Raw genomic sequence first — 18,261 nt, 5'->3', positions numbered from 1 at the left:
GTTAGCTCGGCTGCGGATTGACGGTGACTTCTCGACCCGAGGTCACGAGCCGAAGAGCGACCGCGACCGCCGCCGCGGTCAGTGTCAGAAGCAGCAGGCTCAACCCCCATTGAATCTCTGCAGCGAAGACGACGAAGGCGAGAAGTGCGGCGATACGGATGCGCATGGCCCCCGGGTCGCGAGACTCCCGCGGGGCGGCTTCCGTCGGCCGCTCCCAGCGCACGACGGCCAGGCTCAGCGCGGCGAGAATCAGCCAGACCGCCAGAACGAAGAGCGGCCGGGTCGCCCACCAGACACCGCTGCCCGGCACGCTGTCGACCCACCCGCTCAAAAAGCAACGCTCCACTGAGCGCCACGATGATCGGCAGATGCCATAGATAGATTGTCATCGCTCTGCTGCCGACGAAGAATGTCGCGATCAGGACCGGCTTGAGTGTCATGGCGACCCGCAGCAGGGGATACAGCAGATGAAGGATACAGACCTGCGCCACGCCCAGGAGGATCAGGGGAACGGTCGCGGGGTTGAGATTCGTCAGCATGTCGACCGGATAAATGTGGAGCGTGTAGGTGAGCACGGCGAGCAGCGCATAACTCGAGGCCGCCCCCGTGACGAGTTGCCAGCGAGGCCGCCGTGCGAACCATCCGTCGGCGTAGAGGAATCCGAGCTGTTGCACCGCGAGCCAGACGAAGACGAGGTTCAGCAGACCGATCTCCTGAATGCCGCTCAGGATGCGCGCGGCATCGACGATCACCGACAGTGCGATGAGCGCCGCGATGGTCGCCGCCGGGCGGGAGAGGTGCCAGCGGTGCACGAGGGGGAGGAACGCCTGGCAGGAGATGAAGGCCGCGAGGAACCACAACGGCATGCCCACGCCTGCGGCCACGATGTCGACGAGTGCTCGATCGACGCCGCAGATCACAAGAACCCAGAGCACCACGGTCAAGAAGACGAGCAGGGGCAGCGCGGGCCTGAGCAGGCGCACGAGTCGTGACCGAAGGAACTCGGCCGGTGTTGTGCCCCGCCGCATGGCGCTCCGCCACGAGACCGCCCCTGCGAACCCGCCGACGACGAAGAAGAGCGGCATGATCTGGCCAACCCACGTGGCGAGCGCGAACCAGTCCTGGGTCTGCAGCGGGTTGATCTGCCCGATCGAGTCGCCATCGCGATAGAGGCCCACCATCAGAGAGTGCATCATCACAACGACGAAGACGCAGAACACTCGCGCGAGGTCGACCACGAGATCACGCTTGCTGCTCGCAGCGAGTTCGACGATGTCGGCGGGCTCGCTGTCGGTGCTCGTGGTAGTTCGGCCGGATCGCTTCGGCATTGAATCATCCCCTCCGGGTGGTACCGAACATGATAGCGACGGCTGCGCCGGGCCGAGCACACAGCCTGGCCCAGATAGTCTGGAGTGATGATCGAGCAGGCGAACCAACCGCACCGGGAGACGTCTTCCGAGCCGCTGTCCTCGCGGGTCGTGTCCTGGGTCGTCGGTCTCGGGCTCGGCGCGCTGTTCGGGGTCATGGGAACGGCGGTCAGCCAGTCGACGTGGATGATCGCTTCGGGGTTCAGCCTGCCGATCGGGCTCATCGTCGCGCTTCTCGCGGTCACCCTGCTCCTCGTTGGCCTTCGCCTGGTGCTGCGCACACGAACCACGGCCATCCTCGCGGCATTCGGCATCGTCGTCACGATCTTCCTGCTCTCGCAGCCCAGCGCGGGCGGCTCCATTCTGGTGCCGGGCAACGCGCTCGGTGTCACCTGGACCTTCGCGCCGACGATCATCGCGCTGCTGGTGCTCGCGTGGCCGCGCTTGATGAAGAATTAGACTTGTTCAGCCGCACCATCTTCTGTGCGGCATGAAGGGAACGAACGCACTGTGACCTACGTCATCGCCCTGCCCTGTGTCGACGTCAAAGACCGGGCCTGTATCGACGAATGTCCGGTCGACTGCATCTACGAGGGCGAACGCTCGCTGTACATCCACCCCGACGAATGCGTCGACTGCGGCGCGTGCGAGCCGGTCTGCCCCGTCGAGGCCATCTACTACGAAGACGATCTGCCCGAAGAGTGGGCCGACTACTACAAGGCCAATGTCGAGTTCTTCGACGACATCGGTTCTCCCGGTGGCGCAGCCAAGATCGGCGTGATCGCCAAGGATCACCCGGTCATTTCGGCTCTGCCTCCGCAGTCGCACGGCGAGCAGTAAGTGGCCCTCGCGCCTCTTCCCGACTATCCGTGGGACGCGATGAGGCCCTATGCGGAGATCGCCCGTCGGCACCCTGGCGGCATCGTCGACCTCTCGATCGGCTCGCCGGTCGACGAGACACCGCGCCTCGTTCGTGAGGCTCTTGCTTCGGCGACAGACGCCCACTCGTATCCGCAGACCGCGGGAACGCCGACGCTGAGGGCAGCGGTTGGGGGCTGGTTCGCTCGCCGTCGCAACGTGCCAGACGTGAACGACGACGAGGTTCTGCCCACCATCGGATCCAAGGAGCTCGTGGCGTGGTTGCCGCTGATGCTCGGGCTCGGCGACGGTGACGTCGTTGTGCATCCCCGCGCCGCGTACCCCACGTACGCCGTCGGCGCGACGATCGCGGGAGCCAGACCCTTCGCATCCGACGACCCGGCCGACTGGCCGGAGAACACGCGCCTCGCGTGGCTCAACTCGCCCGGCAACCCTGACGGCGCAGTGCTGGATGTCTCGGGCCTGCGACGTGCGGTCACCCGTGCGCGCGAGCTCGGCGCGATCGTGGCGAGCGACGAATGCTATGCCGAACTCGGATGGGATGGACCCTGGCAGGACGAGCCTGTGCCCAGCGTTCTCGATCCACGGGTCACCGGCGGAGATCGCACGGGTCTGCTCGCGGTGTACTCGCTCAGCAAGCAGTCGAACCTCGCCGGGTATCGAGCCGCATTCGTGGCGGGCGACAGTCTCCTGATCGACCGTCTTCTCACCGTTCGCAAGCACGCGGGAATGATGCCGCCCGCTCCCGTGCAGGCCGCGATGGCTGCAGCTCTCGCCGACGACGAGCATGTCGCCGCCCAGAAGAGTCTCTACAGGGCGCGCCGTGAGGCCCTGCGCCCCGCCCTTGAGAAGTTCGGCGTGCGCATCGACCGCAGCGAGGCCGGTCTCTACCTGTGGGGTACGAAGGGTGTCGACGCCTGGCAGACCATCGCGGAGTTGGCCGAGCGAGGAATCCTGGCCGGCCCCGGCCTGTTTTACGGCGAGCATTTTCCCCAGCACGTCAGGGTGTCGCTCACCGCGACAGATGAGCGGATCGCTGCCGCCGTCGCCCGTCTTTCCTGAGTTCGGGCGTTGTCGGCAACCTCCAATGAGACCCGTCGGTTACGGGTGGATGTCATGGTTGCCACTATTTCGCCCTAGGCTGTAGGAGGGTCAACGCGGTCCGGGGTCACACATCCTGCGTCTAGCGTCCCGCCACTTACCATCAGGCAGGAACACTCGTCAGGAGGCGCCGTGACCGACGTCGGGCAGAACACATCAGCAGCAGAACCGGGAAAGGCGACCCTCTCTTATCCGGGAGGCACAGCCGAGTTTCCGATCCTCGAGAGCGTCGACGGGGCATCGTCCATCGATCTGTCGACGTTCACCAAGCAGACGGGAATGACGACCCTCGACTACGGGTTCGTCAACACTGCTGCCACGAAGTCGAACATCACGTACATCGATGGAGACCAGGGCATTCTGCGTTACCGCGGATACCCGATCGAGCAGGTGGCCAAGGGACTCAGCTTTCTCGAGGTCTCGTGGCTTCTGATCTACGGCGAGGTTCCCACTGAGAGTGAACTCGAAGACTTCGATCGACGTATCCGTCGTCATACGCTCCTGCACGAAGACCTCAAGCGTTTCTTCGACGGACTGCCGCACCAGGCTCACCCGATGTCGGTGCTGTCGAGCGGTGTGTCCGCCCTGTCGACCTATTATCAGGACTCGCTCGATCCCACGAACCCCGAGCACGTCGAGATCTCGACACTGCGCCTTCTCGCGAAGATGCCCGTTATGGCGGCATACGCCCACAAGAAGAGCGTGGGGCAGGCTTTCCTGTACCCCGACAACAGCCTGAGCTTCGTCGACAACTTCTTGCGACTCAACTTCGGCACCATGGCCGAGCCCTACGAGGTGAACCCCGTCGTATCGAGCGCGCTCGAGCGGCTGCTGATCCTCCACGCCGACCACGAGCAGAACGCGTCGACGTCGACCGTGCGGCTGGTCGGCTCCACCCAGGCCAATATGTTCGCGTCGATCTCGGCCGGCATCAATGCGCTCTTCGGCCCCTTGCACGGCGGAGCCAACGAGGCTGTTCTGAGCATGCTCGGCGACATTCAGGCATCGGGCGAAGGCGTCGCGAAGTACGTGGAGCGCGTCAAGAACAAAGAGGCCGGGGTCAAGCTCATGGGCTTCGGCCACCGCGTCTACAAGAACTACGATCCGCGCGCCAAGCTCGTGAAAGAGAGCGCCGACGAGGTGCTCGAGGCGCTCGGTGTTCACGACGATCTGCTCGAGATCGCGAAAGAACTCGAGCAGATCGCCCTTGCAGACGACTACTTCAAAGAGCGTCGCCTGTACCCGAACGTCGACTTCTACACGGGCGTCATCTACAAGGCGATGGGCTTCCCCACCCGCATGTTCACCGTGCTCTTCGCCATCGGGCGTCTTCCGGGGTGGATCGCTCACTGGCGCGAGATGACGAGCGACCCGCAGACCAAGATCGGCCGCCCGCAGCAGCTGTACTTAGGCCACGCCGCTCGCGACCTGCCTTCTGCTCAGTAGCCGCCGTCGCCCGTGGCAGGGGCTCCCGAGAGAACCTGCCGCGAGCTCGACACTCCGAGACGAGTCGCACCAGCTTCGATCATCGCGAGCGCGTCGTCGTAGCTGCGGATGCCGCCGGATGCCTTGACGCCCAGTCGTCCGCCCACGGTCTCGGCGATCAGACGCACGGCGTGCACCGTGGCGCCGCCGGTCGGGTGGAAACCGGTGGAGGTCTTGACGAAGTCTGCGCCTGCCGCCTCGGCGGCCTTGCACACGGCTACGATCTCCTCATCGCTGAGCGCGGCAGACTCGATGATGACCTTCAATACCCGGGGTGCAGGAATCTCGGCGCGAACGGCCGCGATATCGGCCTGAACCCGATCGAAAGCTCCGGCCTTGGCAGCGCCCACGTCGATGACCATGTCGACCTCGTCGGCGCCCTGCTCCACAGATAGACGCGCCTCGGCCGCCTTGATCTCGGAATGGTGCTTGCCCGAGGGGAATCCGCAGACCACCGCGACCTTGAGCGATGATCCGCTGGGGATGTGCAGCGGCAGCATCGACGGCGACACGCACACGGAGTAGGCACCCAGATCGGAGGCCTCGGCGATAAGTGCGGCAACGTCTTCGACCGTGGCCTCGGGCTTCAGCAGCGTGTGGTCGAAGTAGTTGGCGAGATCGGAGGTGCTGATCGGTTGGGGGTCGAGCGAGGTCATGATGATTCCTTCGTGGATCGGGTGAATTGAGGTGACTCAGGCGTGCAGCATGGCGTTGAGCTGGATGCCCGCGCCGGTGCGGGGCAGCACCTCGACGGAGCCGGTGAGTGAGTTGCGGCGGAACAGCAGATTCGGAACCCCGGAGAGCTCGACCGCCTTGGCCGTGCGACGCCCGCCATCGGCCGTGGGCGCGGAGTCGATGAGCACGACCTTGGTTCCCGCTGTCACATAGAGGCCGGCCTCGACGACCGAATCATCGCCGATGGAGATGCCGATTCCGGAGTTGGCGCCGAGAAGGGCACGCGCGCCGATGGAGACACGCTGGGTTCCGCCGCCCGACAGGGTGCCCATGATGGATGCGCCGCCGCCGATGTCCGATCCGTCGCCGACCACGACGCCCTGCGAAATGCGGCCCTCGACCATGGATGTGCCCAGTGTGCCCGCGTTGAAGTTCACGAATCCTTCGTGCATCACAGTGGTGCCGGGCGCCAGATGAGCGCCGAGGCGAACGCGCGAGGCGTCGGCGATGCGCACGCCTGAGGGGCTCACGTAGTCGAGTAGACGCGGAAACTTGTCGATTCCTGTGCTCGCGATGCCGTGGCGCTGGAGTGAGGGACGTAGGCGATCGAAGTCGTCGGGGTGCACGGGGCCGGCGTTCGTCCACACCACGATCGGGAGGTGTCCGAAGATGCCGTCGAGGTTGATGGTGTTGGGGCGCACGAGAAGGTGCGACAGCAGGTGGAGCCGGAGGTAGGCATCCGGTGTGGATGTCGGCGGCTCTCGCAAATCGATCTCGGTGGTCACGACCTCGACCGTCACGCTGCGTCGGGCATCGGACAGGGCATGCGCCTCGAGCGAAGCCTCGGCGAGATGTGCATCTCGGCCCTCGGGCGCCCGCCCCAGGGCCGGACTCGGGTACCAGGTGTCGAGAACGACGCCGCTGCTGGAGATGGTGGCAAGACCAGCCGCCCAGGCGAATTCGGGCGTTGCGGGGCTGGCAAATGTCTCAGAACTCATGCACTGAGCCTACCGAGTCCGTCGTTGCCGCCGACCGTGTGCCGCGTCGGCATCTAGGCTTGGCAGCATGACGGATTCTGCCCCCGCCCTGGTTTCGCCCCTTGATCTCGCCGCCACATCCGTCGCATTGACCAAGCAGCTGTGCGACATGCCATCGGTGTCGGGCGATGAGAGGTCGATCGCCGACGCGATCGTCGCGAGCCTCGGCGGATTCGACCATCTCGAGCTGCATCGAGACGGCGACACCGTCGTGGCGAGAACCAATCTCGGCCGCCCCTCACGTGTGGTGATCGCGGGGCATATCGACACCGTGCCCATCAACGACAACGTGCCGACGCGCTACGAGACCCTCGTGGAGGGGGAGTACCTGTGGGGCCGCGGAACGGTGGACATGAAAGGCGGCGTGGCGGTGCAGCTCAAACTGGCTGCCGAGCTGACCGACCCCGCGGTCGACATCACGTGGATGTGGTACGACAACGAAGAGGTCTCGAGCGATCTGAACGGCCTCGGGCGACTGGCGAGAAACTCTCCCGAACTGTTCGCGGGGGAGTTCGCCATTCTCGGGGAGCCCACCAACTCGCTCATCGAAGGCGGCTGCAACGGAACGCTGCGAGCGCAGATCCGAACGCACGGTCTGCGCGCCCATTCGGCGCGCAGCTGGGTCGGCGACAACGCCATTCACTCTCTCTCGCCGGTGCTCGCCACCTTGGCGACGTACGAGCCGCGACAGGTCGAGGTCGAGGGTCTCGTCTTCCGCGAAGGCCTGAACGCCGTCGGCATCAGTGGCGGGGTGGCCGGCAACGTGATTCCGGATGCGGCCGCCGTCGAGGTCAACTACAGATTCGCGCCGTCCCGCTCCGGCGATGAGGCGGAGGCCCATATCCGGGAGCTATTCGCCGGATTCGACGTGACGATCGTCGACGTCGCGGAGGGAGCTCGTCCGGGGCTGGACGCGCCTGTCGCGCAGCAGTTCCTCGAAGCCGTCGGCGGAGACCCGCTGCCCAAGTACGGATGGACCGACGTCGCCCGTTTCTCGGCCCTAGGCGTTCCCGCCGTGAACTACGGGCCAGGCGATCCGTTGAAAGCGCACGCTGATGACGAACGTGTGCTCCTCAGCCAGATCACGGCCTGCGAAGACGGCCTGCGACGGTGGCTGAACGGAACAGCCGCTTCGGCCGAATGATCACTCGCAGGCGTGCCGCACTCGTGCGTTACCGGGTCCTTCCCTGGTGGGCGCGTGTCGCCCTCATCTATGGGGCGGCGCGCCTCGTCAGCACCGTCATCATTCTCGCGATCGCCGCTCGGCAAGGACCCAACCCGTGGACGGGCGCGCATCCGTCGTATCTGGACTTTGCGACCATCTGGGACGGCCGCTGGTACTTCATCGTCGCCATGACGGGATATCCGGACCAGCTGCCCCTCACCGTCGACGGACACATCGGCGAGAACGCGTGGGCGTTCATGCCCGTATACCCGTTCCTTGTGAGGGGGCTCATGGTGGTCACGACGCTCTCGTGGCCTGCGGTATCGGTGGCTGTCTCGGTGATCGCGGGTCTCGGAGCTGCGCTCGTTTTCTTCAAGCTCATGTCGCGCGTGCTCGGGGACTCGCAGACGGCGATGTTCTCGGTGGTGCTGTTCAGCGTCGCACCTGTCTCCGCACTGTTCCAGCTGTCGTACGCGGAGTCGCTCTACACGTTCCTGCTCGTTGTCGGGCTCTATCTCGTGGTGCTGCGGCGATATGGCTGGCTGGTTCCTCTCATCGCCGTCATGGCGCTCACACGGCCGTCGGGGCTCGCGTTCGCGCTCTTCCTCGGACTGCACGTGATCGTTCGCCTTGTCGCGCGGCGTACCGATCCGTTCCCGTGGCCCGAGCGGATCGCGGTGAGTCTGATCGCCGTCTTCAGTGCCGCGATGGGACTGCTCTGGCCGGCGATCGCCGGGCTGGTCACGGGTGATCTCACCGCGTATACCGACACGGAGCTGGCCTGGCGGTCGGCCTACATCGGCTACCAGCACCTCGTTCCCTTCGCGCCATGGTTCCAAGGGGCCAATTGGTGGATGAATTCGCAGTCCGGGTTCCCGACCGGAGGACTGGTGGTCGTGTTGCTGATCGCCGCGTTCGGTCTCAGCCTCTTTATTCGGCCGGTGCGGCGACTCGGTGTCGATCTGCGGCTCTGGGTGCTGAGCTACGGCGTCTACCTGCTGGCCGTTTTCTTTCCGCAATCCAGCACGTTCCGCCTGCTGATGCCGATGTTCCCCCTTCTGGGGGCCGTCGCGCAGCCGAAGTCCATGGTCTATCGAGTCTCGATGGTTCTGGTCTTCGTCGCCGCGCAGACGGGCTGGCTGCTGATCTGCTGGGGCGTCGACGGGGCCGATTGGACCCCGCCGTAGACGTCGCGTCCCGAGAGACGGCGGCGGAACCGCTGTGAAATAGCGGATAATAGAAGTTCACGACGAAAGGGAGCCGCATGGCCGCCATGAAGCCCAGGACCGGAGACGGACCAATGGAGGCTGTCAAAGAAGGACGCCTCATTATCGTGCGAGTGCCACTCGAAGGAGGCGGTCGCCTCGTGGTTTCGGTGAACGATGCCGAGGCGAAAGAGTTGCACGATGCTCTCGCGGGGGTTGTGACCCCCGCCTGACCTGGCTGCGCACGAACGAGGCGCACCACACAGCGAAGTTCGGCGGTTGGTCTGACGGGAGAGCGGGTATTTCACCCGTTCTCCCCGATGATCAGTCGCCGACTTTTGTTATCTGGAGCAGTCCGTCGCCGGCAGGGGAGAGAGCGACAAGCACCGCACTCGACTTCGAGAGTTCGGTGATGAGGGTTCTGAAGTCGGTGGCCGTGTCGTCACGCTGTGCCGGATCGGCAACACGATCGCGCCACAGAGCGTGGGGAACAGCGACCGTTCCACCCTTGCGCACGAGCCGAAGACCGTGCTCGACGTATTCGATCACGTTCTCGGTGTCGGCGTCGACCAGGACGAGATCGTAGGAGTTCTCGTTCATGCGGGGCAACACGTCGACCGCGCGCCCGGCGATGAGTCGGAACCGATTGGCCGGGATGCCTTCGGCGAGGAACGACGCTCGGGCCGCCTGCTGGTATTCGATCTCGGTGTCGATCGACGTGATGGACGCCTGGGGCGCACCCCGCAGCATCCACAGACCCGACACGCCCGCGCCCGTGCCGACTTCGATGATCGCCTGAGCGCCGGATGCCGCGGCGAGAACGCCGAGTTGCGCACCGACGGCGGGCGACACGGGGTCGATGCCCAATTCGAGCGAGTGCGCGCGAGCCTGCGCGAGCCCGGCCGGCTCCAGGACGACGTCCTCGGAGTACTTCCAGTTCATTTCTTTACCTGACACGTCACTCTCCCGAAGGCAAGCATAGGTACTGGGCGCCCTGTCAGCCGCGAGCCACGCGGCGGAGGTAGTCTGTGAGAGTGTTCAACGGGTTGTCGTTCGAGAAGCTGCTGCTCGTGGGAGTGATTGCCGTCTTCCTGCTCGGCCCCGACAAGCTCCCGAGCTACGCCGCCAAGCTGGGCCGGCTCGTGAGAACTCTGCGCGACTACGCCAACGGGGCCAAGGTGCGCATGAAAGAGGAGATGGGCCCCGAGTTCGACGATGTCGACTGGAAGAAGCTCGATCCCCGTCAGTACGACCCCCGCCGCATCATCCGCGAGGCGTTGCTCGAGGACGCTCCCGTCGCGGCTGCGCCGGTGATCAAGCCTGTTTCCAAGCCTCAGCCCGCATACCTCTCCCGGCAGAAAGACGGTGCGAGTCCGCAACCGACGGCTGCTGTGGCCACGCCGTTCGACTCGGAATCAACCTGATTTTGCAGGCATTCGCGCTAGATTGAGGTCATGACAAGCGACGTCGACAGCACGGACTCGGTCACTTCTCTCTTCTCAGGAGCTGACGGCCTCATCGTCACGACTGACACCGTGACTGCAGACTGGACATCGTCGCCGTGGACGCTCAGCGGCCTCGTTCTTGTGGGATGTGTCGCTGTTACCGCGCTGCTCGTCGTCGTCATTCCCGTGCTTGCCGACCTCGTCTTCGGCTGGATTCCCCAGATCATTCTGCTCTGAGTTCGATTCGTGCGCTCGATCGTTAGCGCGGGCTCCCGCTGAAGTCGAGCGCTCCGTCTGCCATCCATACCGCCCGCATGGCCGATCGCACGGTGCCCCGCGCTCCGTCTGCTGACATGCTGTTCATCTCACCAGACCATTCCAGCCGTAGTCCGGTAGACGGGAACTCGTCGACCGGAACACACGACATGGCGAAGGAGTCTTCGGGCTGCGCAGCCAAGATGCACACCATGTCGGCCGCATTACGCCCGATATAGAGCTTGAAGAAAGGGTCGCCTAGAGCCCGGATGGATTCCGTGATGACGGTCGGCGGAAGCGACTCGACGGGCCTGTCGGCAGCGACCTGCGGGCGGTCGAACAGGGCGAGCGCACCACGAGCGTCGACGACGGCGCGTGATGCCGTCGGCTCTGGAACAGCGTCTGGACGTTCGGCGACCGACAGCCCGATTGCCACACCGACGGCGAGAGAGAGGAGAGCGGCCACGGCGAGTCGTGCAACCGCGAGACGGGACGATGCGCGACCGGTGGTGTTCGGAAGGATGCTTTCGCCCAGCGGGTCGGGGTCGCTCCGGTTCTGCGACGGAGGTGCCGAATCCTCGTGAAGCGGGGCGGGCTCAGGCGCCGTGAGCGGACGACGATGGCGGTCGAGGGCTTCGTGCATGCGGCGGGCATCGAGTTGCTGCAGCTGACGTGCCGCGACGCGGGCGTCGGCCGCGTCGCTGGCGGCCGAGAACACCCGCCGCTGCAGCTCTCTGCGCTGTGCATCGGTCGCAGCGTCGTCGTCGTTCACTGCTGCTCCTCTCGCGCCGTGGATGCGACCATACTGACACGTCGGCTCGAACCACGACGGAAGGGCCGTCAGAACGTGATTCGCCAGAGGTATTCGGTGCCATCGGGACGGAACCATCGAACGACGACGATGCCCCGCCGGGGCAGTTCCTGGCCGGTGACCACGAGCCTGACCTGGCGACCCGGGTCGAGAATCAGCGGCGCGCTCGTGCGCAGGGAGCCGGTTCCCAGCAGGCTGAACGACAAGGCTGTCAGGCGCTCGCGACTGCGATTGGTGAGCACGAGAGTGTGCGGCGCGATGCGCTTCTCAATGGTGAAGGGAACGGGATAGGCGTCGTCGATCATGCGGGCAGGCTAGGTGCAGCGACCGACTCCGGAGCCGCGTTCCGGCCCGTTGAGAGCCCGTGCTGTGGACGGACCCTGATGCGTGACCTCTGGGGAGGACGAGGTGCTTCAGCGGGGCGACACGCCGAGCCGGCGACCGGCCAACTGCCGACCGCGGGTGGCGATCATGTCTGCGACGGAGAGGATCGCGACGCTTGCCGGATCGGAGGGGTCTGAGAGCACCAGGGGTTCGCCTGCGTCGCCGCCCTGGCGCAACTGCAGACTCAGAGGCACCGATGCGAGCAACGGAACGGGCTCGTCTTGCCCCGCCGACAGCCGTCTGGCGACCTCCTCGCCCCCACCAGATCCGAACAGGTCGAGAATCGAGCCGTCGGACTGCGTGAGAGGCCCCATATTCTCGATGACTCCGAAGATCCGCTGTCCGGTCTGTCGGGCGACGATGCCACTGCGCTCGGCGACATCTGCCGCCGCCGGTTGCGGAGTCGTCACGACGATGATCTCGGCGTTCGGGAGCAGCTGCCCGATGGAGATCGCGATGTCGCCGGTGCCGGGCGGAAGATCGAGGAGGAGCACATCGAGGTCGCCGAAGAACACATCCGTGAGGAACTGCTGAATGGTGCGGTGCAGCATCGGTCCCCGCCATGCCACAGCCCCGCCCGACGAACCCGATCCGGGCGCCGAATCAATGAACATGCCGATCGAGATGACCTTCACGTCTCGGCCCACCGGAGGCAGAATCATGTCCCCGACTCGAGTGGGCTTCACTGCTAGCCCATCGTCATCGACGAGACCGAGGATTGCGGGGATGGAGAAGCCGTAGACGTCGGCGTCGACGATGCCGACCCGTAGGCCGCGCGCCGCAAGCGCCACCGCGAGATTCGCGGTCAGGGTCGATTTGCCCACCCCGCCCTTGCCACTGGTCACCGCGTACACGCGTGTCAACGAGTCGGGACCGAACTGAACCGAGCGGTGGGCCGCCGACCCTCGAAGCTTGTCGACGAGCGCGCGGCGCTCTTCTGAACTCATGATCGACACGTCGACGTCGACCGTTGTGACACCCGGCACCGCGGATGCCGCGACCCGCACGTCGCGCTCGATCGTGTCGGCGGCCGGGCATCCGACGATCGTGAGCTTGAGATCGACGGACGCGCGCCCGGCCTCGTCGACGGCGACGCCGCCGACCATGTCGAGGTCGGTGATCGGCTTGCGGATCTCGGGGTCGATGACGCGCGACAGAGCCTGCCGAACCGCCAGGCCGAGCTGCGTGTCGGGAGCCTCAGGCACCGGATGTTCCGGCTGCACGGCGACCTTCGGCATCCGGTTCGACGTCACGATCGAGTTCGTCGAGGAACGCGCGCAACTCGGTTCGGATGAAGTCCTTGCTGGCCAGATCTTTCATCGCGAGTCGCAGGGCCACAACCTCTCGCGCCAGGTACTCGGTGTCGGCCAGGTTGCGCTCGGCGCGCTGCCTGTCCTGTTCGATCTGCACGCGGTCGCGGTCATCTTGTCTGTTCTGCGCCAACAGGATCAGGGGCGCGGCGTACGAGGCCTGCAGAGAGAGGATGAGAGTGAGCGCCGTGAATCCGATCGCCGCGTCGTCGAATCGCAGACCTTCCGGCGCCGTGGTGTTGTAGAACATCCAGACGACCACGAACACGGTGAGGATAACGAGGAACCATGGAGTTCCCATGCCTCGGGCGATGGCCTCTGTCGCGCGGCCGAATCGATCGCGGTTCTGGCGATTGCGGCGCGGGATGACATTGCTGCGCAGACCTTTGGGCGCGTCGAGGCGAACGTCTGAGCGGTTATTGCGTGCCATTGCCGGCCCTCCTTCGTGCGCCTATGCGTACTGGTCTCTTCGTGGGAACGGGAACTGTTCCGAGGCGTTCGGGGAAACGCGTCGGGGTGCGTTTCTCGTCGTCGCCGTCGTGACTTCGCCAGTCATCGGGCAGCAGGTAGTCGAGGACATCGTCAATGGTCACCACCCCGACGAGTCGGTGGTTGTCATCGACGACCGGAACGGACACGAGGTTGTAGCTCGCGAGGATGCGGGAGACCTCTGCGGCCGAGGTATCGGCCGTGACCGGGTCGAGGCTCGAGTCGAGCAGAGTACCCAGGCGTTCGTGCGGCGGGTAGCGCAGCATTCGCTGGAAGTGCACCATGCCGAGGAACCGGCCGGTGGGAGGCTCGTACGGGGGCAGCGTGACACAGATCGCGGCACCCAGGGCGGGGGCCATCTCCTGGCGGCGGATGAGCGCGAGCCCCTCGGCGACCGTCGCATCGGCCGACACGATGATCGGTTCAGTGGTCATGAGTCCACCGGCCGTGTCGGGCTCGTACGACAGCAGCATGCGCACGTCGTCGGCCTCTTCGGGCTGCATCAGGCTGAGCAGGGCCTCGCCTCGTTCGCCTGACAGCTGCGCTATCAAGTCGGCGGCATCGTCGGGCTGCATCTGGTCGAGCACGTCTGCGGCGCGGTCATCGCCCAGCTGACCGAGGATCTCGACCTGTTCGCTCTCGGGCATCTCTTCAAGCACATCCGCGAGGCGTGCGTCGGGTAGCTCTTCGGCGACTTCGAGCATGCGCGCCTGAGGAAGATCCATCAGGGTCGATGCGAGGTCGGCGGGCTTGAGATCTGAATATGTCGCGATCAGCTGCTCGGCCGACTGCGCTTCGCCACCCTTGGTCTGCTCGACGACCTCGCGCCACTGCACGAACGAGGTGGCTCCCTTTGCGAACGGCGATCCACCCGTCTTGGGCCGCCGCACGAAGAGCTGCGCCACCTGCCACTCGCCGGGCCCTACCTCTTCGATCGCGACGTCTTCGACGGTGGCCTCGCCACTGCCGTCGTTGAAATCGAGTTTGCGGCCGAGCATCTCGGCGATCACGCGCACTTCGCCGCCGCGCTGCTCGAAGCGGCGCACATTGATGAGCCCGGTCGTGATGATCTGCCCGCTGCCGATGGAGGTGACGCGGCCGATCGACAGGAAGACGCGGCGTTTGCCGGGGATCTCGACGATCAGGCCGACAACGCGGGGCGACTCGGTTCTGCGATACACCACGAGCACGTCGCGAACCTTGCCGAGGCGGTCACCTGCGGGGTCGAAGACGGTGCACCCGGCCAATCGGGCGACGAAGACTCTGGTGGCACTCACACGTCTAACTTAGACCTTCCACATGAGGGCCATGGGAGGATGGACCTGTGAGTAACCAGATGCCGTTCGGCGGCCGTGCGCCCAGCAATTCCGTGACGATGCCCCGCGGTGAGGTCGTCGCGACGTACGAGTCGTACGTCGAGGCCCAGAGCGCGGTCGACAGTCTCGCACACGCCGATTTTCCGGTGGCCGAGGTCTCGATCGTGGGCAGCGACCTGAAGACGGTGGAGCGCGTGCTGGGCAAGCAGAGCTACGCCAGGGCCGCCGTCTCCGGCGCGCTCAGCGGCCTCTGGCTCGGCCTCTTCTTCGGCTTCTTCCTCGTCGTTCTGTCGCCGACCGCCACATCGCTGCCGTTCATCGCCGCCGCGAGTCTCATCGGGGCCGGTTTCGGAATGCTGTTCCGCGTCGTCACCTACTCGATCTCGCGGCGACGTCGCGACTTCACCTCGACGATGCAGGTGATGGCCACGAGCTACTCGCTCATTGTGAGCCCTGACGTCGCCAACAAGGCGCGGAACGTACTCGAGGCGCCCTAGCTCAGACGCGCCATCCACGCCTCAACGTCGTCGGCGGTGCGCGGGATGCCGGCCGAGAGGTTCTCCGCTCCGTCGGCTGTGACGAGGATGTCGTCTTCGATGCGAACGCCGATGCCCCGAAACGACTCGGGGACCGTCAGGTCATCCGGCTGGAAATAGAGCCCGGGCTCGATCGTGAAGACCATGCCGGGTTCGAGAACGCCGTCGAGGTACATCTCGCGGCGGGCCTGGGCACAGTCGTGAACGTCGATCCCGAGGTGGTGGCTCGTGCCGTGCACCATGTAGCGGCGGTGCTGCTGATTGTCGGCCTCGAGAGCCTCCTCCGCCGACACAGGCAGAAGGCCCCACTCCGCGGTGCGCCGGGCGATCACGGCCATGGCTGTCGCGTGGATCTCTCGAAAGCGGATGCCGGGACGCACGATTGCGAAGGCCGCATCGGCCGCCTCGCGCACGGCCTCGTAGATGTCTCTCTGAACGGGGGAGAAGCTGCCCGAAATCGGTAGCGTACGCGTGATGTCGGCCGTGTAGAGCGTATCGACCTCGACGCCGGCATCGAGCAGCATCAGATCGCCCGGAACGACGGGGCCGTCGTTCGTCGTCCAGTGAAGAATGCACGCGTGCGGCCCGGAGGCGGCAATGGTGTCGTAGCCCACGGCGTTGCCGTCAACTCGAGCGCGGGTGTTGAAGACGCCCTCGACTATGCGCTCACCGCGCTGGTGCGCCGAGATCCTCGGCAGGTCGCGAATGACGTCGTCGAATCCGCGAGCGGTGGCCGCCACGGCCAGCCTCATCTGTTCGATCTCGAACGCATCCTTCACGAGACGCAACTCCGAGAGATCGCGGGCGAAGCCTGCATCGAGCTCCTCGTCTGTGCCCTGCAGCAGCTCGCCGGCGGCCTCACGCACGACCCGCGTCGACGCATCCGCTGACTGTCGAACAGCGTCGAAGTCGGCGATGCCTCGGGTTGCGATGCCCAGGTCACCGGCGACCTGGGCCAACGACGGCCGGGCACCGATCCAAAACTCGCCGATCTCCGAGTTCGCGTAGAACTCGTCGGAGTCGCGCCCCGCCCGTTCGCGGAAGTACAGGGTCGCATCGTGTCCGCCTCCGGCCCGAGGCTCGAGCACCAGCACGGCTCCGGGCTCGCTGTCCGAGCCCCAGCCCGTGAGCCACGAGAATGCGGAATGAGCCCGGAAGGGATAGTCGGTGTCGTTGGATCGCTGCTTGCGATCGCCGGCGGGGATGACGAGTGTCTCTTCAGGGTGAAGGGCCGAGATCGCGTCGCGGCGCGCGGCGGCGAAGGATGCCTCGGGCCGGGCCGGAGGGATGATGTCGGTTCGATCCGCCCACCCGCTGGCGATGTAGTCGCGGAACGTCGTCGAGCCCGGAGTCGTGCTTCTGTTGCTCGCCCCAGCTTGCGCGGGAGCGGCGGAATGTTCTGTCTTCTGTGCGTCGGCCATGTATCCATTCTGAGCCATCGATTCGGGTGCCGAGTAAGTTAGACGCATGCCCGCAGTCCGTGACCGATCGTCGTCGCGTCTGCTCTCGCTGGTCGAGCAAGCGACTCCCGCTTTCTATGCCATATCCGCGCTCGCCGTCGTGCTCGGTGCCGTGGCCGGATTCGGAGGGCTGGACACCGTGGCGGAGGTACCTGTCGCGCGGGCGGCGAGCGGCCAGGTGGTCACAGGCAAGCAACTCGACGTGACAATCGAGGATGCGTTTCTCGCGGATGGCTTCGACCCCTACTTCGAGCCGGATGAGGGGAACCGATTTCTCGCCGTCAGGGCGCTGATCACCAACGTGTCGAACACACCGATGGACACGGCAAAAGACAATGTACTGGTCAACGGCGTCGTGGGATCCGCCGGCGAACCGCAGGCCGACGAGGTCATCCGCATCGGCGAATCGTCGAGCAACCCGATGCTGCAGCCCGGTGTCGCGCAGGAGGTCGTGCTGCTCTGGCAGATTCCCGCCACTGACAAGAAATCCGGCGCCGAGATCACCGTGCAGGTTCTCGACAAGACCCTGCGAAAGGGTTTTCTTTTCGACGACTCGTGGGACGACCCCCGTGTCACGGCAGAAGTTCCGCTCGTTGTGGGCGATCGCGGCTTCGACTTCGCGAGGGACGACGCGCCGTGACCTCTCGCATCCGAGTGACACGACGTGGCGCGATGTCTGCGCTGACGGTCGTCGCCGCGCTCGTGGCCACGGTGGTGGTCTACGGAATAACGCCGCACGGTGACGACATCAACGCTCCCTTTAACGTGCGCGGCAACATCGGCGATGTTCTGACCGGCCGCACGCTCACCGGTTCGGTGACGTCGGTGCGTCTGGCGTCGTCGATAGATGCCACAGCGGCCGACAGCGACTGGACCGGCGAGACGACGGGAACCTGGGTCGTGGTCGAAGCCGACATCGCCGCCAGGTTCGAACCCTCTTCGTTGTACAGGCCGACGCTGACGATCGGCGACACGACGTACTACGCCACCGAGCGTCTGTCGTTGGTGACGCTCGACGACGGCAGCGTCAGGCCCGGCATCTCGTCGGCCGGCGTCATCCTCTTCGAAGTCGCCAACGACCAACTGCAATCCGCCGACGCGGCCAAGGCGGAGATCGGCATCAATTCATCTTTTCAGTCGATTCTCGACTCCCGTCTTGTCACCGAGGTCGATCTGACATCCCTTCGCGTCGAGGCGAACCTCGCTGTGTCTCGACCAGAGGAGAGAGTCCTGTGAGCACCGAGCCACCAGCCGCATCCGATCCGTCGTGGTGGAGACGCAATCGGTGGCCGGTTCTCGCGCTCGCGGTGCTGCTGCCGGGAACCATGATCCTCACCACGT

The 18,261-nt window shown here is 65.4% G+C and carries 23 protein-coding genes and 1 pseudogene; 13 read left to right on the top strand and 11 right to left on the bottom strand.

Annotation, left to right across the window (positions count from 1 at the left end; genetic code table 11):
- Nucleotide 1 precedes the first annotated feature (1 nt).
- Nucleotides 2-331, bottom strand: coding sequence for a hypothetical protein (locus TZ00_RS19565; protein WP_152631052.1), 330 nt, complete (start codon nt 329-331; stop codon nt 2-4).
- A 61-nt stretch (nt 332-392) separates the two neighbouring features.
- Nucleotides 393-1,181: pseudogene (locus TZ00_RS20560) on the bottom strand (acyltransferase family protein); the annotation flags it as partial.
- A gap of 6 nt (nt 1,182-1,187) precedes the next feature.
- Here TZ00_RS20560 and TZ00_RS20260 point away from each other — a divergent pair.
- From TZ00_RS20260 to TZ00_RS02250, 5 genes are all read left to right on the top strand, one after another.
- On the top strand, nt 1,188-1,331 hold the full coding sequence (locus TZ00_RS20260; RefSeq protein ID WP_238579546.1) for a hypothetical protein: 144 nt from the start codon (nt 1,188-1,190) through the stop codon (nt 1,329-1,331).
- 84 nt (nt 1,332-1,415) lie between these two features.
- Nucleotides 1,416-1,826, top strand: a complete 411-nt coding sequence (locus TZ00_RS02265; protein WP_052521204.1) for a DUF6113 family protein — start codon at nt 1,416-1,418, stop codon at nt 1,824-1,826.
- A gap of 51 nt (nt 1,827-1,877) precedes the next feature.
- Nucleotides 1,878-2,207, top strand: a complete 330-nt coding sequence (fdxA, locus tag TZ00_RS02260) for a ferredoxin (RefSeq protein WP_044438911.1) — start codon at nt 1,878-1,880, stop codon at nt 2,205-2,207.
- Nucleotides 2,208-3,308 (top strand): succinyldiaminopimelate transaminase, encoded by a 1,101-nt coding sequence (gene dapC / locus TZ00_RS02255; RefSeq protein ID WP_044438909.1) that lies wholly within the window; start codon nt 2,208-2,210, stop codon nt 3,306-3,308.
- A 171-nt stretch (nt 3,309-3,479) separates the two neighbouring features.
- On the top strand, nt 3,480-4,793 hold the full coding sequence (locus TZ00_RS02250; RefSeq protein WP_078714893.1) for a citrate synthase: 1,314 nt from the start codon (nt 3,480-3,482) through the stop codon (nt 4,791-4,793).
- On the opposite strand, the gene deoC is transcribed toward TZ00_RS02250, so the two are convergent.
- Nucleotides 4,787-5,488: a deoxyribose-phosphate aldolase gene (gene deoC / locus TZ00_RS02245; RefSeq protein WP_044438908.1), complete on the bottom strand. Its 702-nt coding sequence runs from the start codon at nt 5,486-5,488 to the stop codon at nt 4,787-4,789. The two genes, TZ00_RS02250 and deoC, sit on opposite strands and share 7 nt — an antisense overlap.
- A gap of 36 nt (nt 5,489-5,524) precedes the next feature.
- Nucleotides 5,525-6,505, bottom strand: a complete 981-nt coding sequence (gene dapD / locus TZ00_RS02240; RefSeq protein ID WP_044438907.1) for a 2,3,4,5-tetrahydropyridine-2,6-dicarboxylate N-succinyltransferase — start codon at nt 6,503-6,505, stop codon at nt 5,525-5,527.
- 67 nt (nt 6,506-6,572) lie between these two features.
- Between dapD and dapE the strand changes: the two genes are divergently transcribed.
- The 3 genes from dapE (at nt 6,573) to TZ00_RS19165 (ending at nt 9,147) form a co-directional block, all read left to right on the top strand.
- On the top strand, nt 6,573-7,688 hold the full coding sequence (gene dapE, locus TZ00_RS02235) for a succinyl-diaminopimelate desuccinylase (RefSeq protein WP_044438906.1): 1,116 nt from the start codon (nt 6,573-6,575) through the stop codon (nt 7,686-7,688).
- Entirely contained in the window at nt 7,655-8,896 is a 1,242-nt protein-coding gene (locus tag TZ00_RS02230) for a mannosyltransferase family protein (RefSeq protein WP_238579545.1), read from the top strand. The genes dapE and TZ00_RS02230 overlap by 34 nt, the downstream gene beginning before the upstream one ends.
- A 77-nt stretch (nt 8,897-8,973) precedes the next feature.
- A complete protein-coding gene (locus TZ00_RS19165) occupies nt 8,974-9,147 on the top strand; it encodes a DUF3117 domain-containing protein (RefSeq protein WP_078714890.1) in 174 nt (57 codons plus the stop codon).
- 91 nt (nt 9,148-9,238) lie between these two features.
- On the opposite strand, the gene TZ00_RS02225 is transcribed toward TZ00_RS19165, so the two are convergent.
- A complete protein-coding gene (locus TZ00_RS02225) occupies nt 9,239-9,871 on the bottom strand; it encodes an O-methyltransferase (protein WP_044438904.1) in 633 nt (210 codons plus the stop codon).
- Nucleotides 9,872-9,948: 77 nt separating this feature from the next.
- Here TZ00_RS02225 and TZ00_RS02220 point away from each other — a divergent pair, with 77 nt between their 5' ends.
- Both TZ00_RS02220 and TZ00_RS02215 read left to right on the top strand, forming a co-directional pair.
- Nucleotides 9,949-10,338, top strand: coding sequence for a twin-arginine translocase TatA/TatE family subunit (locus TZ00_RS02220; RefSeq protein ID WP_044438903.1), 390 nt, complete (start codon nt 9,949-9,951; stop codon nt 10,336-10,338).
- A gap of 30 nt (nt 10,339-10,368) precedes the next feature.
- Nucleotides 10,369-10,596: a hypothetical protein gene (locus TZ00_RS02215; protein ID WP_044438902.1), complete on the top strand. Its 228-nt coding sequence runs from the start codon at nt 10,369-10,371 to the stop codon at nt 10,594-10,596.
- A gap of 22 nt (nt 10,597-10,618) precedes the next feature.
- Here the strand turns inward: TZ00_RS02215 and TZ00_RS02210 are convergent, their stop codons facing one another.
- The 5 genes from TZ00_RS02210 to TZ00_RS02190 form a co-directional block, all read right to left on the bottom strand.
- The gene (locus TZ00_RS02210; RefSeq protein WP_044438901.1) at nt 10,619-11,386 is read right to left on the bottom strand and encodes a hypothetical protein; all 768 of its coding nucleotides are present in this window, start codon (nt 11,384-11,386) and stop codon (nt 10,619-10,621) included.
- Nucleotides 11,387-11,454: 68 nt separating this feature from the next.
- Entirely contained in the window at nt 11,455-11,730 is a 276-nt protein-coding gene (locus tag TZ00_RS20050; protein WP_044438900.1) for a hypothetical protein, read from the bottom strand.
- A 108-nt stretch (nt 11,731-11,838) separates the two neighbouring features.
- Complete coding sequence (locus tag TZ00_RS02200) at nt 11,839-13,047, bottom strand: P-loop NTPase (protein ID WP_052521203.1); 1,209 nt, start codon at nt 13,045-13,047, stop codon at nt 11,839-11,841.
- Nucleotides 13,007-13,549 (bottom strand): DUF1003 domain-containing protein, encoded by a 543-nt coding sequence (locus tag TZ00_RS02195; RefSeq protein WP_044438899.1) that lies wholly within the window; start codon nt 13,547-13,549, stop codon nt 13,007-13,009. The genes TZ00_RS02200 and TZ00_RS02195 overlap by 41 nt, the downstream gene beginning before the upstream one ends.
- Nucleotides 13,536-14,885, bottom strand: a complete 1,350-nt coding sequence (locus TZ00_RS02190) for a magnesium transporter MgtE N-terminal domain-containing protein (protein WP_044438897.1) — start codon at nt 14,883-14,885, stop codon at nt 13,536-13,538. Before TZ00_RS02190 ends, TZ00_RS02195 begins: the two co-directional genes overlap by 14 nt.
- A gap of 47 nt (nt 14,886-14,932) precedes the next feature.
- On the opposite strand from TZ00_RS02190, the gene TZ00_RS02185 reads away from it, so the two are divergent.
- Nucleotides 14,933-15,421: a YflT domain-containing protein gene (locus TZ00_RS02185; protein ID WP_238579544.1), complete on the top strand. Its 489-nt coding sequence runs from the start codon at nt 14,933-14,935 to the stop codon at nt 15,419-15,421.
- On the opposite strand, the gene TZ00_RS02180 is transcribed toward TZ00_RS02185, so the two are convergent.
- Nucleotides 15,418-16,881 (bottom strand): aminopeptidase P family protein, encoded by a 1,464-nt coding sequence (locus TZ00_RS02180; RefSeq protein WP_044438893.1) that lies wholly within the window; start codon nt 16,879-16,881, stop codon nt 15,418-15,420. The genes TZ00_RS02185 and TZ00_RS02180 overlap by 4 nt on opposite strands.
- A 46-nt stretch (nt 16,882-16,927) precedes the next feature.
- On the opposite strand from TZ00_RS02180, the gene TZ00_RS02175 reads away from it, so the two are divergent.
- Both TZ00_RS02175 and TZ00_RS02170 read left to right on the top strand, forming a co-directional pair.
- Entirely contained in the window at nt 16,928-17,560 is a 633-nt protein-coding gene (locus tag TZ00_RS02175) for a DUF4352 domain-containing protein (RefSeq protein WP_044438892.1), read from the top strand.
- Nucleotides 17,557-18,156, top strand: coding sequence for a hypothetical protein (locus TZ00_RS02170; RefSeq protein ID WP_152631051.1), 600 nt, complete (start codon nt 17,557-17,559; stop codon nt 18,154-18,156). Before TZ00_RS02175 ends, TZ00_RS02170 begins: the two co-directional genes overlap by 4 nt.
- Nucleotides 18,157-18,261 lie beyond the last annotated feature (105 nt).

The sequence above is a fragment of the Agreia bicolorata genome, from assembly GCF_000938265.1.
Taxonomy (GTDB): Bacteria; Actinomycetota; Actinomycetes; order Actinomycetales; family Microbacteriaceae; genus Agreia; species Agreia bicolorata.
Note: the sequence above shows the minus strand (reverse complement) of the source record. Positions and strands in the feature narration are given on the sequence as shown.

Coding starts and splice junctions, on each gene's coding strand:
- TZ00_RS02180 (WP_044438893.1), bottom strand. CDS start 16,881: ATGGCCGACGCACAGAAGACAGAACATTCCGCCGCTCCCGCGCAAGCT.
- dapE (WP_044438906.1), top strand. CDS start 6,573: ATGACGGATTCTGCCCCCGCCCTGGTTTCGCCCCTTGATCTCGCCGCC.
- TZ00_RS02265 (WP_052521204.1), top strand. CDS start 1,416: ATGATCGAGCAGGCGAACCAACCGCACCGGGAGACGTCTTCCGAGCCG.
- TZ00_RS02195 (WP_044438899.1), bottom strand. CDS start 13,549: ATGGCACGCAATAACCGCTCAGACGTTCGCCTCGACGCGCCCAAAGGT.
- TZ00_RS02215 (WP_044438902.1), top strand. CDS start 10,369: ATGACAAGCGACGTCGACAGCACGGACTCGGTCACTTCTCTCTTCTCA.
- TZ00_RS02175 (WP_044438892.1), top strand. CDS start 16,928: ATGCCCGCAGTCCGTGACCGATCGTCGTCGCGTCTGCTCTCGCTGGTC.
- deoC (WP_044438908.1), bottom strand. CDS start 5,488: ATGACCTCGCTCGACCCCCAACCGATCAGCACCTCCGATCTCGCCAAC.
- TZ00_RS02200 (WP_052521203.1), bottom strand. CDS start 13,047: ATGCCGAAGGTCGCCGTGCAGCCGGAACATCCGGTGCCTGAGGCTCCC.
- TZ00_RS20050 (WP_044438900.1), bottom strand. CDS start 11,730: ATGATCGACGACGCCTATCCCGTTCCCTTCACCATTGAGAAGCGCATC.
- TZ00_RS19165 (WP_078714890.1), top strand. CDS start 8,974: ATGGCCGCCATGAAGCCCAGGACCGGAGACGGACCAATGGAGGCTGTC.
- dapD (WP_044438907.1), bottom strand. CDS start 6,505: ATGAGTTCTGAGACATTTGCCAGCCCCGCAACGCCCGAATTCGCCTGG.